The sequence below is a fragment of the Pseudomonas sp. TUM22785 genome (genome assembly GCF_028198105.1).
Classification (GTDB): domain Bacteria; phylum Pseudomonadota; class Gammaproteobacteria; order Pseudomonadales; family Pseudomonadaceae; genus Metapseudomonas; species Metapseudomonas solani.
In genome coordinates this window covers 3,834,934-3,849,942 of the sequence record NZ_CP116239.1, presented here as the reverse complement: position 1 = coordinate 3,849,942, position 15,009 = coordinate 3,834,934, and the positions used below count along the sequence as shown (strand labels likewise).

13 protein-coding genes are annotated in these 15,009 nt (G+C 68.0%); 2 read left to right on the top strand and 11 right to left on the bottom strand.

What is annotated here, in order from left to right:
- Positions 1-208 precede the first annotated feature (208 nt).
- On the top strand, positions 209-547 hold the full coding sequence (locus PI990_RS17405) for a hypothetical protein (RefSeq protein WP_271657879.1): 339 nt from the start codon (positions 209-211) through the stop codon (positions 545-547).
- 11 nt (positions 548-558) lie between these two features.
- Positions 559-783 carry a DUF2188 domain-containing protein gene (locus PI990_RS17400; RefSeq protein WP_021217713.1) on the top strand — a complete coding sequence of 75 codons (225 nt, stop codon included), beginning with the start codon at positions 559-561 and terminating at the stop codon, positions 781-783.
- 124 nt (positions 784-907) lie between these two features.
- Here the strand turns inward: PI990_RS17400 and PI990_RS17395 are convergent, their stop codons facing one another.
- The 11 genes from PI990_RS17395 to PI990_RS17345 all read right to left on the bottom strand — a co-directional run bounded on the left by PI990_RS17395 (position 908) and on the right by PI990_RS17345 (position 14,753).
- Positions 908-1,831 (bottom strand): hypothetical protein, encoded by a 924-nt coding sequence (locus PI990_RS17395; protein WP_271657878.1) that lies wholly within the window; start codon positions 1,829-1,831, stop codon positions 908-910.
- A gap of 15 nt (positions 1,832-1,846) precedes the next feature.
- The gene (locus PI990_RS17390; RefSeq protein ID WP_271657877.1) at positions 1,847-2,911 is read right to left on the bottom strand and encodes a PAAR-like domain-containing protein; all 1,065 of its coding nucleotides are present in this window, start codon (positions 2,909-2,911) and stop codon (positions 1,847-1,849) included.
- A 150-nt stretch (positions 2,912-3,061) separates the two neighbouring features.
- The gene (locus PI990_RS17385) at positions 3,062-3,985 is read right to left on the bottom strand and encodes an alpha/beta hydrolase (RefSeq protein ID WP_271657876.1); all 924 of its coding nucleotides are present in this window, start codon (positions 3,983-3,985) and stop codon (positions 3,062-3,064) included.
- 16 nt (positions 3,986-4,001) lie between these two features.
- Entirely contained in the window at positions 4,002-6,254 is a 2,253-nt protein-coding gene (locus PI990_RS17380) for a TonB-dependent siderophore receptor (RefSeq protein ID WP_271657875.1), read from the bottom strand.
- Positions 6,255-6,721: 467 nt separating this feature from the next.
- A complete protein-coding gene (locus PI990_RS17375) occupies positions 6,722-8,074 on the bottom strand; it encodes a HAMP domain-containing sensor histidine kinase (RefSeq protein WP_271657874.1) in 1,353 nt (450 codons plus the stop codon).
- Positions 8,074-8,796 (bottom strand): response regulator transcription factor, encoded by a 723-nt coding sequence (locus PI990_RS17370; protein WP_271657873.1) that lies wholly within the window; start codon positions 8,794-8,796, stop codon positions 8,074-8,076. The genes PI990_RS17375 and PI990_RS17370 overlap by 1 nt, the downstream gene beginning before the upstream one ends.
- A 73-nt stretch (positions 8,797-8,869) precedes the next feature.
- Complete coding sequence (locus PI990_RS17365) at positions 8,870-9,544, bottom strand: nitroreductase family protein (protein WP_271657872.1); 675 nt, start codon at positions 9,542-9,544, stop codon at positions 8,870-8,872.
- Between the two features lie 138 nt (positions 9,545-9,682).
- On the bottom strand, positions 9,683-10,519 hold the full coding sequence (locus tag PI990_RS17360) for a hypothetical protein (RefSeq protein WP_271657871.1): 837 nt from the start codon (positions 10,517-10,519) through the stop codon (positions 9,683-9,685).
- A 101-nt stretch (positions 10,520-10,620) separates the two neighbouring features.
- On the bottom strand, positions 10,621-12,114 hold the full coding sequence (locus tag PI990_RS17355; RefSeq protein ID WP_333945550.1) for a flavin-containing monooxygenase: 1,494 nt from the start codon (positions 12,112-12,114) through the stop codon (positions 10,621-10,623).
- Between the two features lie 178 nt (positions 12,115-12,292).
- Positions 12,293-12,592, bottom strand: a complete 300-nt coding sequence (locus PI990_RS17350; RefSeq protein WP_265168784.1) for a hypothetical protein — start codon at positions 12,590-12,592, stop codon at positions 12,293-12,295.
- 64 nt (positions 12,593-12,656) lie between these two features.
- A complete protein-coding gene (locus tag PI990_RS17345) occupies positions 12,657-14,753 on the bottom strand; it encodes a hypothetical protein (RefSeq protein ID WP_271657870.1) in 2,097 nt (698 codons plus the stop codon).
- Positions 14,754-15,009 lie beyond the last annotated feature (256 nt).

The window sequence follows — 15,009 nt, the reverse complement described above, 5'->3', positions numbered from 1 at the left end:
CTGCGCCCCGGGCCGGTGGGCCCGGGGTTTTCCTGGCGGCCCCGGTGGCCAATGCAAAATGCCGAGGGCTGTACGGGGCGATCTTGCAGATTGCAATTCGCCCCGTCACAGGATTGTTTGGCAACTCGTTGTTTTAAAAGGGCCTTTACGAAAAGGCCAAGCTGGCATGTTGCGTGCTCTTTCTCTCGCTACAAGAAGGAGAACGCCCATGAATGTCTGTGTCAGAGAAATCATCGAAGCCTTTCCCGGTCGGGAAGTGTCCCTCACCACCCGCCCGGACGGTCGCCTGTCATTGACCATCGGCGGCGAGGCCCAGCCGGCCTTCCACCGGGTCATCGATTGCGAGAGCGTGCTGTCGCGGGCTCAGGTCGGCGGTCTGATCCGCGAGCTGGTGCACGATGTGCAGGCCAGCGGTGATCGTCAGCCGGGGCAGGGCGCCAGCTGGCTCGCCCGTGAACGGCCGGTTCACGACCTCGCTTCCCCTTTCGCCGCACGGGCGCTCACCGCCCATGGCGACGACCCGCGCTCCACGCGCGCCTATTGCTGAGGGCCCATGCCATGGAACACTTCCTTATCGTCAAGGACCACCAGGAATGGGCGTGCCGCCGCTTCGGCAGCCTGGACAACCTGTTCAGCTCCGACAGCAAGGCGGACGTCATCTGCATGGCCGCCGCCCAGGTCGGGCACCTGCAATCGTCGGTGAAGATCCACGGCGAGGACGGTTCGCTGGAAGAGGAGCGGATCTACCCGCTGCTCAGTGGCGATCCGCTGCGGTATCTCTGACGCGCGATAAGCGAGGCCCAACGCCTCATCACCCGGTAGCACCGGGCGGCGTTGGGCCTCGCTGCGCTCGGCGCCAACCTACGGTCTGTGCCCGGGCTGAAGCCCGGGCTACAAAGGCGTGCTGCTACAGCTCGTTGCCCAAGACCGGGAACTGCTCCCAGGTGCCGTCCGCTCGTTTCACGAAGACATGGTCGGCGCCGAATGACCACAGCTCCGAGCCGGTGGAAATGAGGCGATGGAACGAGGGGGAGGCGATGGTCTGGCTGACGATTTCCGGCTGCCATTTGTCCCGGTCACGCACCAGCAGGCGACCGGGTTCGCAGGCGTAGATCAGGTCCGCATGGCGTGTGACCGACCAGAGATTGCCCAGGGGCGCGTCCACGGACAGGTCCCAGATACTGCTGTCGTCCATCTCCAGCACGATCCCGTTGTTCCCGCACAGCAGGTGCCGTCCGGGGCCGTCGGCGACGATGGTGGAGAGGATCGCGTTGGTGGGGCAGTCGATGCGTTGCCAGTCTCGAGGCGTTCTGCGATAGGCCGCGCCCGCCCAGCCCACGGCGATGGGCAGGCCCTGGGCATCCAGGCCGACATCTTCGAAGTCCGGTGATTCGGCGATCGGGGCCGCAAAGCTCAGGTCCAGCCAGTTGCCGTTCCTCAGTTCGAGCAGCTGGCCTCCCAGGCCACACACCAGCACGCGGCCATCCAGCGCGCGAACCCTGAAGAGCTCGCCGCGCTCCTCCGGGTCGACGACCTCCTGCTGGCTAAAGGTTCCGGCTATCGCTGCCGGGGAAAAGTCGGGCCCCTTGCCGCCCAGGCTGTACATCACGCCGCTTTTGCCAAGCATGTACAGGGTGCCGCTGGCCGGGTCGAACGCCAGGGAGCGGATCAGGTCTTCGTCGAAATCAATGTAGGTCCACTGGCCCTGCAGCTTCAGCAGGACACGTGAGGCGTCCACATCCGGGTAGGCGTTGTATTGCGCGGCAAGCGCCACATCGCCCGAGCCCAGCGGCACGCCATCGAGGAAGAAGTAGTCGGGTTGGCGGGTCATCGATCGATCCATGTCCTATTTGGGGGGCGCCGGCGTCGCCAGGGGCGCGGCGGCGATCTTCGGCTTCTTGAACAGCGGAACATTGGCCTTCTGCTTGCTTTTGAAGGCCTTGTCGGTGGGGTTCACCTCCAGCTTTGTGTGGCCTGCCTCCAGCTGTTTGCGTACGCAGGCCTCGTCGCAGCCCATGGCGGACGAGACGGCTTGCGCTCCGCAGTCCAGGGCGATGCTGAAGTCGTATGGGTCGCCCAGTTTGGACTTTTTGGGAATCCGATCGTTGCGCAACTGGGCAAATTTGGCGCCCACCCGGCCATGCTCGTCCAGCTCGGTGGAGACCGGGTTGCGCGAGTCATGGTCCTTGCCTTCCACGCAGACGCAGGGGGCGGCGCCTTCGGAGTACTTGGGGTAGCGCGGTTGCCCGCGGGCCTCGCCGGCCTTGCGCTGTTCGGAAAGCTCGGCGACGGGAATGGGGTGGTGCGGTGTCTTGTCTCCACAGCCCACGCAGCTGTTCGGGCTGAACGGCACGAGCACACAGCGGCGGGCCTTGCAGCAGTCATCGGAACAGTCGCTGGCGATGGGTTTCTTGCAATTGTCGTTGACCTTCTTGGCATCGCCGGACTTCGCGCAGGGGTGGTCATCCAGGGCCAGCGCCACTTCGTCCAGGTAGGGCCAGGGGACGGTGTTGCCTTGCGAGCCGTGGTTGTGGGTCGTCAGGTCGGACATGCGATCCACGTTCTGGCCTTCGAACTTCACATCCATGGACCAGGCGGTGAAATACACCTTGCCCTTGATCTTCGATGTGATGACGCCTTTCTTCGGGGCGCAGCCGGCTTCGTCGCCATAGCTGGTCTTGAAGTAGCTCTTGTCCTTGAGCATCACTTCCTTGCCGGAGATCTTCACGGTGCGCGACCCGTTCGAGGTGTCGCTGGCCATTCCGGTGTTGGGGTAGGGGATGGGGACGCCGGGTGGTGTCGCGGGCGTTTGTGGCGGGGTGAAGCACACATCGGGGAAGCAGGCGACGGACTTCCCCTCGGCCGCCTTGCAGGAAATCTCCAGCCCGTTCGCGAACACCTGATTAGCCATCTCTCCTCCTGAGCGTTCATCCATTCCCGGACTGGCTTCAATCTAGCAGCGGGTCGGTGACGCGCCAGGGCCGCTCGGCGGTTGGGGAAGTAGCGGCCTAGAGCCTCGGCGAGCAGCCTGGGGGGCACCAGGCCGCTTCGTAGTGGGGCATTACTCCGCAGGTGCAGTGCTGGCGCCGAACCGCTCGCGCAGCAGATAGCGCAGGGATTCGCCCAGGGCTTCGCCGTGGCCGAGGCCTTCGAAGGACTGGAAGCGGGCATCGAGGCCGGGAACCTGGGCGAGGTCGTCCACCAGTTCGGTGGCGGCGCGTTCCGGGTAGGGCTCGGCGGTGCCGCGCGGATTGGCCGGTTCCGCGCTGCCGCGCATCAGCAGCAGGCGCGCCGGGTGGCCGGCGATGCGCTGCTCCAGCCCCGGGCGTTCGCCGAGGATGACGCCATCCCCCCACCAGAGCGACGGGCTGGCGGCGGCGAACTGGCTGAACTGCTGGGGCCGGGTGAACAGCGCATGCAACACCAGCAGGCCGCCGTAGGAGTGACCCCAGAGCGTTTGCCGGGTGGTGTCGAAAGGCGCTTGCGCGGCCACGGCCGGGCGCATCTTCACCAGCAGCAGGTCGAGGAAGGCGTCGGCGCCGCCGCTGGGCTGGCCGGTGAGCGGGTCGCGTTGGCCGGGCTTGTCGGGCTGCCGGGGCGTGTAGTCCAGGGTGCGGGCGTTGCGCTCGATGCGTTGCGGGGTCTGGTAGCCGATGGCGACCAGTAGCGGCGCATCGCCCTTGGCCAGGCCCTGCAGCAGGGGCGCGTCGAGCACGCCGAAGGCGGCATTGCCGTCGAGCATCCACACCACCGGGTAGCCGCCGGCCGGGGCCGGGCTTTTGGGCTTGGCGATCCACAGCTGGTAGTGGCGCTGGCCGTCCTCGGAGTCGAGTTTCAGGCTGCTGAAGGCGTAGGGCAGGCCCTGGCGCTGCAGCAGGCGCGTGTCCATCAGGGCGTTGGGGTCGGGTCGCGCCAGGGGCGCGACTCCGGGAAGTGCCACTGCCAGGGTGAAGGCCAGGGCAGAAGTGAAGCGGGGCAGTCTCATCAGGCGGTCTCGACGGTCAGAACGAGGCGGTAATGCTGGTGTAGAGGGTGCGGCCGGGCTCGTTGTAGGTGGCGGCGCCGGCACCGTCGATGTTGTTCACGCCCTGGGCGTTGCCTTCGCGGTACAGGCGCTTGTCCAGCAGGTTGTCGACGCCCGCGGTGAAGCTGAGGTTCTCGCTCAGGTCGTAGGTGCCGCTCAGGCCCAGCAGTGCATAGGGGGAGAGCTGGTTGTTGGCGTTGCCGGTGACGCGGTTGCCCTGGTAGCCGTATTTCTTCGGCTTCTGCTTGCCGTACCAGGCGACGCTGGCCTGGAAGGACAGGTCTTCGCGGGCCTGCCAGTCGAGCATGGAGTTGAGGGTGTAGGCCGGGGTGACGGAAAGGGTGTCGCCGGTTTCCTTGTTCTTCGACTGCAGCATCCAGGTGAGGTTGTTGGTCCAGCTCAGCTGCTCGGTCAGCGGCAGGGTGAGGTTGCCTTCGATACCTTCCACCAGCGCCTTGGGCACGTTCTCCCACTGGAATATGCGGGCGTTGGCGTAGTTCACGCCGCCAACCACCTGGCCGCCGGTGGCGCTGCCGATGGAGGCCATGCCGGACTCGATCTTGTTCTTGTAGTCGTTGCGGAACCAGGTCAGGCCGGCGACCAGGCCGTCGTTCTTGTACTCGATGCCCAGTTCCTTGTTGACGCTGGTTTCGGCGTCGAGGTTTTCGTTGCCGCGCAGGTAGCAGCTGGTGGTCTGGCCGTAGCAGCCCTGGCCACGGCTGTAGAGCAGGTAGTCGGAGTTGAGCTGGTACAGGTTCGGCGCCTTGTAGGCGCGGGCGATACCGGCCTTCAGGGTGAGGGTGTCGGTGAGCGCGTGGGACAGGTTGAGCGACGGGCTCCAGTTGTTGCCGACGATGTCGTGGTGGTCGAAGCGCAGGCCCGGGGTGAGCATGGTGCCGGGGGCCAGTTCGATGTTGTCTTCGGCGAACAGCGAGAAGATCTGCGCCTCGGAGGTGGTGTCGCGGCCGCTGTTGGTGAGGCCGCCGATGGCGCCGCCTTCGGTGGTGGTCTGGGTGTTGGAGCTCGGGTCGTCCAGTTGCTGGCGGGTCCATTCGCTGCCCAGGGTCAGGGTCTGCGGGCGGCCGGCATCCAGGGGCAGGTTGAGCTCGCCGTGGGCGGTGAGGTTGCGCAGGGTGGCGGTGTAGTAGCCGCTGTTGGCGAAGATGCCTTCGGTGCCGCCGGCCAGGCCTTCGTTGATGCGGTTGTTGCGGGTCTTCTCGTACTGCAGGTAGGCCAGGGAGCTGCCGAAGTCCCAGTCGCCACGGTGGGTGAGGGCGTAGGTCTCGCGGAAGGTGCGGTTGGTCTCGTGGCCGAGCATCTTCTTCACGGTGGCGTTGCTGTTGGTGTTCTGGGTGTCGCCGGTGTAGAGGTTGCCCTGGCGGCTGAAGCCGGTTTCCAGCTCCAGGGTCTGCTCGGGGGTGAAGTTCCAGCTGAGCAGGCCGTTGACGTCCTTGTTGCGCACGCCTTCGCGGCCGGCGGGCAGGGTGCCGGCCTGGTTGCCGGTACGGGCGGATTCGTGGCCTGAGTTGATGTCCCAGTCGTCCGACTCGGTCTTGGCGACGTTGCCGTAGACGCGGTAGCTGAGGGTGTCGGTGAGCGGGCCGTTGAGGCCGAAGCTCAGGCGCTGGCTGGCGCCTTCGTCCTTGTGGGTGGGGAAGGAGGTGTAGACGGTGGCGTTGCCGTGGGTCTTGGCGCCGGCCTTCTTGGTGATGATGTTGACCACGCCGCCTGCCGCGCCGTTGCCGTAGCGCGCGGCCGCCGGGCCACGGATGACCTCGATGCGCTCGACCTGGTCGGCTGGCACCCAGTTGGTGTCGCCACGGCTGTCACGCTCGCCACGCCAGCCGTAGCGCACGGCGTTGCGGCTGCTCACCGGCTTGCCGTCCACCAGGATCAGGGTGTTCTCCGGGCCCATGCCGCGGATGTCGATCTGGCGGTTGTTGCCACGCTGGCCGCTGGTGGAGTTACCGGTGAGGTTCACGCCCGGCATGGTGCGGATGATCTGCGACAGGTCGTTGGCCGGCGGGCGCTTCTTGATGTCTTCGGCGGTGATCACCGAAACCCCTGGCGCCTGCTTGGTCTCTTCCTCGGCGGTGGCGATGACGTTCTGGGCTTCCAGCTCGATGCCGGGGGCACTGGCGTCGATGTTGGCCGCGTGCACGGCGAACGACAGCAGGCAGCTGGACAGCAGCAGGAAGGGGATGGCGGTGGAAGACGGGCGAGGCGACATGGACGATCTCCGGTAATGCCTTGGGATGCGCGAAGATCACGAATGATATTAATTGTTATTTGAGAGTAAAGCGCATTAACTTTCTAAACACTTCGTGAGGGTCCGTGTTGGGGGGATTCGCGAGCAGAGCTCGCTCCTACGGCGGGGTGCAAAACCTGCGATTGAGCCCCGTAGCCTGGGCTTCAGCCCAGGGTTTCCTGCACGGCGCCGCTCCCGGGCTGAAGCCCGGGCTACATGAGGGAGCACCGGGCTGCCGGCAGACTCAAGGTGTAGGGCGGGTGAAACCCGCGATTGGGTCGTGCGGGGCGCCGGGTGTGGGAGCGGTTTCAACCGCGAAAAAGCATCGCGAATGAATTCGCTCCTACAGGTCGAGCGTAGGGCTATTGCGTCATGTGGCCGGCAGTTCCGTAGCCTGGGCTTCAGCCCAGGGGTTTCTGCACGGCGCCGCTCCCGGGCTGAAGCCCGGGCTACATGAGTGGGCATCGCGCCACCGGCAGCCGCAGGTGCAGGCACAGGCCCGGGTGGGCGTTGCTGGCCCAGAGCTGGCCGCCCTGCAGTTCGATGGCGCGGCGGGCGATGGCCAGGCCCAGGCCGAAGCCTTCGCCGGTGCCGCCTTCCAGGCGTTGGTAGGGGAGGAAGATGCGTTCCAGGTCTTCCTCGGCGACGCCGGGGCCCTGGTCGCGCAGGCGCAGGTGCCAGCAGTCGCCCTCACGCTCGCCGTCGAGGCTTACCCTGCCGCCTTCAGGGGAGTGGCGGATGGCGTTGCGCAGCAGGTTCTCCAGGGCCTGGGCGAGGCTGTCGAGGTGCACCTGCACGCGGCAGTCGGCATCCAGGGTGCAGGGCAGGCGTGCGGCGTCCCAGCCGCTTTCGAAGCAGGCGTCCTCGCGCAGGGCTTCCCAGACCGAAAGCACCTGCACCGCTTCGGTGGGCAGCTGCGGGTGCTCGGTGTCCATCCAGGCCAGGTCGAGGGTGTCTTCCAGCAGGCGTTGCATATCGGTGATTTCGCGGTCCAGGCGCTGGCGCAGCTGCTCGGGCGGCAGCTCGCTGTCGTGGGCGATGCGCAGCCGGGCCAGCGGGGTGCGCATCTCGTGGGACAGGGTGCGCAGCAGCAGGCGCTGCTGGCCCAGGCTCAGGCGCAGGCGCTCGGCCATGTGCTCCAGGGCCTCGGCCAGCTCGCCCAGCTCGTCGCGGCGGTCGGCCAGGGGCGTGCCCAGGGGCGCGGTGTCCAGTTCGTCGGCGCGCAGGGCATCGGCGCGGTCGCGCAAGCGGTTCAGCGGCACCACGAGGTGGCGGTAGATCAGCAGGCCGAGCAGGGCCGCCAGCAGCGTTGGTACCACGCCGTGGGTGAAGAGGTGGGTCCAGGGCGTGAGGCCGCTGGGCAGCAGGCGTTCGGGCAGCTGGAGCACCAGGCGGCCGTTCTCCGGGTGCTCGGGGAACTCGATGCTGACGTAGGGCAGCTCGTCCTGCAGGCGCCGGCTCATGGGCCAGTCGAGCTTGCGCATGAAGGTCAGGTGGCTGGATTCCTCGGCGTTCAGCAGCGTGCCGTCGAGGCTTTCCAGGCGCGGGCCGAGCACCGCCACCCAGGTGTCTTCGCGGCTGGCCAGGTCCTGGCGGAAGCGCGCGACGCCGGCCGCGCCTTCGTTCTCCCAGGCCTGCTCGGCCTGCAGCGCGTACTGGGCCAGGTAGTCGCGGTCGGCCGGGGCCAGGAAGTAGGTGCTGCGCTCCACCGACAGGCCCCAGGTGTAGATGAGCCAGGTGAGCAGCAGGCAGAAGCCGACCTGCAGAAGCGCCAGCTTCCACAGCAGGGGATGGCGGCGCATCAGGAGCGGTCCGTCTCGACCAGCAGGTAACCCTGGCCGCGCACGGCCTGGATCTGCAGGCTATGCAGGCCGATATCGGCGAGCTTGCGGCGCAGGTTGCAGACATGCACGTCGAGCCCGCGATCCAGCCGCGTGTAGGCGCGGTGTAGCACGCATCGGTAGAGGAAGGGCTTGCTCAGGGCCTCGCCCGGGTGTGCCTGCAGGGTGGCCAGCAGGCGGTACTCGGAGGGCGTCAGCCCGGCGTTGCGGCCCTGGTGCCGGACGTCCTGGGCCTGATCGTCGAACTGCAGCGGGGTTTCCGCACGCTGCACTGGCTGGCGGCGGTCGAGGCGCACGCGGCGCAGCAGGGCGTCGGTGCGGGCGTCCAGTTCGGCAAGGCTGAAGGGCTTGGGCAGGTAGTCGTCGGCGCCGCGGGTGAAGCCGGTGATGCGGTCCTGCTCGGCGCCCAGCGCCGACATCAGCATCACCGGGGTGTCCTGGCGGCTGCGCAGGGCTTCCAGCAGCTGCAGGCCGTCGAGGCCGGGCAGCATGATGTCCAGCAGTACCAGGTCGAAGTGGCCGGTCTCGGCTGCATCCAGGCCCAGGGTGCCGGTGCTGCAGGTGGTGACGGCGAAGCCGCGCTGGCGGAAGTGGGCGTCCAGGTCCTCGCGCAGCCGGGGGTCGTCTTCGACCAGCAGCAGGCGGGGGGAGGAGGCGGGGAATTCGATTTGAGAATATTTCACATTTGGAAATATCTCATTCCCCGGGGGTGCCTGACAATCGCGCGATGGTCGCAGGGGCTACCGCTCGGCGACCTCAGTCGAAGCCCTTGAGCACCGCGAACTCGTCCACCGGGGCGCGCTCGGAGCGCAACTGGTTGATCGGCGCGGAGCGGTCGGCGTGGCCCAGCGCCATGCCGCAATAGAGCAGCTCGTGCTCGGGCAGCTCGAAGTGGGCGTGCAGGCTCTGGCGCACCATGCCCCAGGCTTCCTGCATGCAGGTGGCGAGGCCGCGTTCCTCGGCCACCAGCGCCAGGGACTGCATGAACATGCCCAGGTGCGCCCACTGGCCGTGGCCCATGGAGCGGTCGATGACGAAGAACAGCCCCACCGGCGCGCCGAAGAACTGGAAGTTGCGCGACATGGCGCGCAGGCGCGCGGCCTTGTCTTCGCGGGGGATGCCGAGTTTGGCGTAGAGCGCCTCGCCGATGGCGTAGCGGCGGGTGCGGTAGGGCTCGGTCAGCCCTTCCGGGTAGATGGGGTGGTCGCCGGCTTCGCCCACGGGGTTCTTCATCAGGGTTTCCAGGGCGACGCGCTCCACCGCGGCCTTGGCGGTGCCGCTCACGGCGATGACCTTCCAGGGTTGCAGGTTGCCGCCGGAGGGCGACCAGCGCGCGGTGTCCAGCAGCTCGCGCAGGGTGGCGGCGTCGATGGGCTCGGCGGTGAAGGCGCGGACGGAGATGCGTTGCTTGAGGGTTTCGGCTACGGACATGACGGCGCTCCTTGGCGGGTGATGGCGCGGCCGGGGCCGTGCGGACCCGGGCGAACTTAGCGAAAAGCCCGTCCTTGACGCCACAGGCAGAACTGCCAAGAACCATCACCCGGACGCCAGCCCGGGTGATGGCGCCGGTTACTGCGCGGTGCTGGCCGGCTGCTCCCAGAAGCGCGGGAAGGTTTCGTGGGGGTACTGCTTGCCGTCGTACTTGAGGGTCTTGCGCTCGGTGCGCAGGTACTTCTCCCCGGCGGCCGAGTCGCCGGTCACCTTGGCGGCCAGCACCAGGTCGGCGAAGCCGTTGCTGCGGGTCTTGGCGATGTCGAGGGTGACCTTGGCGCTTTCGGTCATGAAGTCCGGGTCGTTGACGCAGAGGGTGCCCTTGATGGTGGTCCATTCGCTGAGGTAGGCCCTGAGCACCGGGCGCAGGGCCTTGCCGTCCGGGGCGAACAGGGTCAGCTCTTGGTCCGAGCCGCCGTCCGGGCAGCTGGCGCCGCGGGCGGTGCTGTCGAACACCAGGCCGAAGGCGCGCACGCCCGGCGCCAGGTGGTAGCGGGCGGTGTCCAGCCACAGGCTGCCGGCGCTCACCTCGGTGACGGCGTCTTCGTCCAGGGTCGCGTCGTAGCGTTCCAGGAATGCGCCGCTCTTGCCGTCCACCTTGGCCACCAGCAGGGCCAGGCTGCGTTCGCCGGCGGAGATGCCTTCATCGCCCGGGCGGACGTAGGCGAGGGCGACCACCGAGCGGGCCTTGTCGTCCGGCCAGGGTTTGCAGGCGGCGGCCACCAATGGGCCTTCGTTGTAGGCGTCGGGCATCGCCCAATCGTGCTGGCCCAGTTGCTTGGCCAGCGCGTCGATCAGCGGTGCGGGGCAGGGTTGCGGGTCGCGGGCCTGGGCCTGGGCCTGGCCGGCGAGGCAGGCGCAGGCGAGCAGGGCGAGGCGGGGAGCCCAGGAGGCGAGGCGGCGGTAACGCTCCATGTCGACGGTTCCGTGTGGGGGAAAGGCCGACATTCTAGCCGCCGCTGCGGGGGGCGGAGTGGCTGACCGGTTCGCATTTCTGCCGATTGGCCGTTGCAGGCCTAGCCAGCGTTGGCGGCCAGGGGCGCGCCGACCGGTTCGCGGGCGGGCTCGAACTCCAGGGCCGGGTCGGCGATGGGCTGGCGCAGCAGCATCTCGCGGTCGCGCTCGTAGTGGTTGAGCACCCGCCAGGGGAGGTGGCGGCCCTGGCGCGGCAGCAGGTCCCCGCCGCGCTGCACGTAGCCCGACTGCAGGGCGCCCATGACGCTGCCCGGCTCCATCTCGCCCTCCGGCGCGCGGGGTGTGCACACCTCCAGCTCGTGCTTGCCCATGTGGTTGAACAGGCGGCACAGGTAGCTGGAGGCGATATCGGCCTTGAGCGTCCAGGGCGCGTTGGTGTAACCGAATATCGAGCCCATGTTGGGGATGCCGTGGGCCAGCACGCCCTTGTAGGTGAGGCGGTCGGACAGGCTCTTGCGCTGGCCGTCCACCACCATGTCGATGCCACCCAGGGCCCGCAGTTGCAGGCCGGTGGCGCTGATGATGATGTCCGCCGGTAGCTCGGCGCCGGATTCCAGGGCGATGCCCTGCTCGGTGAACGTGGCGATGCGGTCGGTGACTACCGAGGCGCGGCCCTGGCGCAGGGCGGCGAACAGGTCGCCGTCGGGCACCGCGCAGAGGCGTTCGTCCCAGGGCATGTAGCTGGGGGTGAAGTGGCGCATGTCGACCTTGCCGCCGAGCTGCCTTTTCACGCTGCCCAGCAGCCAGGCGCGGACCTTCTCCGGCCAGCGCCGCGCGGCCTTGTAGATGACCCGCTGCAGCCAGATGTTGCGCGTGCGCGCCATGGCGTAGACCCAGCGCTCGGGCAGCACGCGGCGCAGGGCGGCGGAGACCACGTCCTTGCCGGGCACGCTGATGATGTAGCTGGGCGAGCGTTGCAGCATGGTGACGTGGCCGGCGCGTTCGGCCATGGCCGGCACCAGGGTCACGGCGGTGGCGCCGCTGCCGATGACCACCACGCGCTTGCCGCTGTAGTCGAGGTCTTCCGGCCAGTGCTGCGGGTGGATCAGGCGGCCCTGGAAGCGCTGCATGCCGGGGAAGTCGGGCTGGTAGCCCTGGTCGTAGTCGTAGTAGCCGACGCAGGAGACCAGGAAGCGCCCGGTGAACACCCGCTGCGCGCCGCTGGCCTCGTCACGGGTCTTGACCGTCCACAGCCGCTCACGGCTGGACCAGGAGGCCTCGGTGCAGGCCTGGCCGAAGCGGATCCTGCGGTCGACGCCGTGCTCGCGGGCGGTGTCTTCGATGTACTGGCGGATGGTGTCGCCGTCGGCCAGGGTCTTGAGCTGGTCCCAGGGGCGGAAGGCGAAGCCGAAGCTGAACATGTCGGCGTCCGAACGGATGCCGGGGTAGCGGAACAGGTCCCAGGTGCCGCCCACCGCCTGGCGCCGCTCGATGATGGCGAAGTCCATCTGCGGTGCCTCGCGCACCAGGTGGCAGCCCATGCCGATGCCCGAGAGCCCGGCGCCGATGATCAGCACGTCGTGATGGTCGTTCAAGGTCGGCCTTCCTTCTTGTTGTTCTTGTGTTGTGCAAGTCATAGCAGGCTTTGCCGCCGCTGCTCGCCGGCCCTTAGGCGGGTTTTCCGCATGCGCGTTGAGGCCGGGGTTTCAGCCCGGGGTTTGCAGGGCGCCGTTCCCGGGCTGAAGCCCGGGCTACAGGAAGATGCGGCGCCGCTCAATGCTCGCGTCGGTAGCTGAAGCGACAGCCGCTGGGATCGGTGAAGGTGAGGCCGTCGGCGTCGAGGCTGTAGCCGTAGCTCACCAGCGCATCGTTGGCGGTGGAGAGGGTGACGCGGCCGGGGCTCTCGATGTGCCAGGTGCCGCTGTCCCACCAGGTGAAGCCGCCGGGGGCGTCGGGGGTGCCGCTGTACAGGCCGTTGGCGTCGAAGCGCAGGCTGCTGGCGTACTTGGTGGCGCAGGGTGGGGACTGGCTCTTGCGCCATTGCCCCAGCAGTTGGTTTTCCAGGTCGGTCATGTCGTGCTCCGGTGGTTGCCGGTGCGGGGTGCCTGGGGGGCACCTCGCACCGGTCCTGTCGCCCCTACTTGGCGCCGGCCGCCAGGTTGGTGGGCCTGGCTCGGGCCTTCGGCGCCTTGCCGAGGTCCTTGAGCACACCACCGGCATCGCTGATGAGGGTGGTCAGCTTGCTGCGTTCGGCGTCGCTCATCACCGTATCGTAGTCAAGCAATGCGCTGGCGTTCTTCGGATCGGCCTTGCGTTTGTGGAAACGCTTGGCCAGCCGCTTGGCCGCGATGGCGGCGAAGTGCGGCTTGAGCACCGGCGAATCCAGCGCCGCCTGGATGGCGTCCAGGCCCTCGGTGAGGTGGTCGCCGCCGATGGCTAACACCAGGTGCGCGTCGGGCGTCGAGAGCACGCGGTGGGCGGCTTCGGCGTGGCGTGCCTCGACCGCCGCGGTGACCATCACTGTGGCGCTGCCGGCGGCATGGGCGACCATGCCGTCGATCTCCCAGTGCACTTCCACCTTCACCTCGTGCACGCCGGGGACGCCGAACAGCGCGCCTTCGGCGCCGCGCATCAGGGTCATGGATTCGCTGATGCGCTCACCCGGCTGCAGCAGGGCGTAGGGCTGGTCCTCGACGCAGTGCACCAGGGTGCGGTAGCTGCGCGGGGTGCCGGCGGGGTCGATCACGCTGCCACTGACGAAGTCGCTCTTCAGGCTCAGGTTGGCCGGTACCCGCACCGGCTGGTCGCCCCGGTTGACCAGGGCGATGCCGACCCGCACCGGCGCGCCCAGGGGCACTTCGCCGAGCAGCGGGGTGACGTCCAGGTCCAGGCCCAGCACCTCGGCTTCGAGGTCCGTCGGGGTGATGCTCGGCATCGCCGTGGAGGCGCTGCCAAAGGCCACCGAGCCGGGGCGCACGAAGGGGTCGGGGTAATGGCGCAGCTGCTTGAGGTTGTCCGGGTGGAAGGACCACTGGATGTTGCTGGGGAAGGGCGTGGCTGGGGTGCCGGCGGCGGCGATCACGTCGCTGGTGCACATGAAGCCGAAGTCCGCCGAGTTGTGGTACAGGCCCATGGCGTGGCCGATCTCGTGCACGGCGGTGCGGAAGTAGGGCGCTGCGGCGGTGCCGAAGCGCTTGCCGCTGACCGTTCCCCAGCCGGCTGCGATGGTCCAGTGGGAGGCGATGCCGATGCCCTCGCGGGGCACGTTGTTGGAGTCGGTGCCGCCGTTGTCGTACATGATCCCGCGCGGGGTGGAATCGATGTTCTTCACCGCCAGCACGTGGTAGCGCCATTCGGTGTCGAGGTTGACCACCGCACGCCGCGCCAGCATCGCCGCGTGCATCTCGGCGTCGGACCAGGAATTGCCGCTGGCCTCGGCGACGTTGGTGTCGCTGAGGTTTACCGCCACCTGCCAGCCCACGGCGTCCATCACCGTTTGCCAGGTGTGCCCGAGGCCGCTGTTGGTCGGCTGTTCGGAGCCGGAGACGGTGTCGATTTCCACGGTGCAACGGCGGTAGTAGCTCGACAGCCAGCCCATGGTCATGCGCCCGATCACCGCGTTGGCGGCGTTCTTCACATCACCCTCGGCGTAGTCGGAGGGCGAGGGATAGCCCGCCGGCCCTGCCATGCGCACCATCTGCGTGGTCAGCTTGGAGTCCAGCGCCCAGCTGTTGGGGGCGGTGAAGCGCCACAGCTCGAAGCCGAGGTTGAAGCTGTTGCCCAGGTAGAAGTTCTCCGGCAGCGAGGTGACGCGGATGTAGTAGCGGTAGCGCGAGCGCGACAGGATCGGGATGCCCGAGGCGGGATTGGGACCTGCCAGGAGGATGGGCTTCAGGCTGGTTTCCGGGCGGCTGCCGAGCAGCGGGATCGGCGAGGCGATGGGCAGCGGCAGGAAGAGGGTTGGCCGCTGGTAGAGGTCGCCGCTGGCGGTGCGGCCGGCGCTGTGGGATTCCACGCGCAGGGTGCCGTCATAGGACACCAGCGGCGCGCCGGTGGGCTTGTAGTTGAGCAGCCAGCAACCGGGGCGGATGCTGCGCAGCGGCGGCACGATGATCGGGCCGGGCACTTGCCTGGGGAGTTCGCTGATAGGGGGGAGGGCGCTGGCCGTTCGGGCGTCTTCCTGCTCGGGCGGCAATACATCAGGCATGGGTGGGGTTTTGTCGAGGCTGGACATCGTTGAACACTCCTATTCAACAAGGGGCGCACCCTGCCCGTACTCCGAACCACGCGAGCCATTGCATGACGCCGGTACGACACCCCTGGAAGGTTCCTTTTTAGGGTCGTGTCATGCGTACCACGTGCGCATGGCCCGGTGAGTATGCGACTGCGCCAGGCCCTGCATAGCGCCGCCCATCGCCCGCAGGCCGTGCGGAGCGACCGGTTGTCGGAGCGCCCGGAAGCCCTGTAAGGGCGCCGCTACAGAGCCCCGC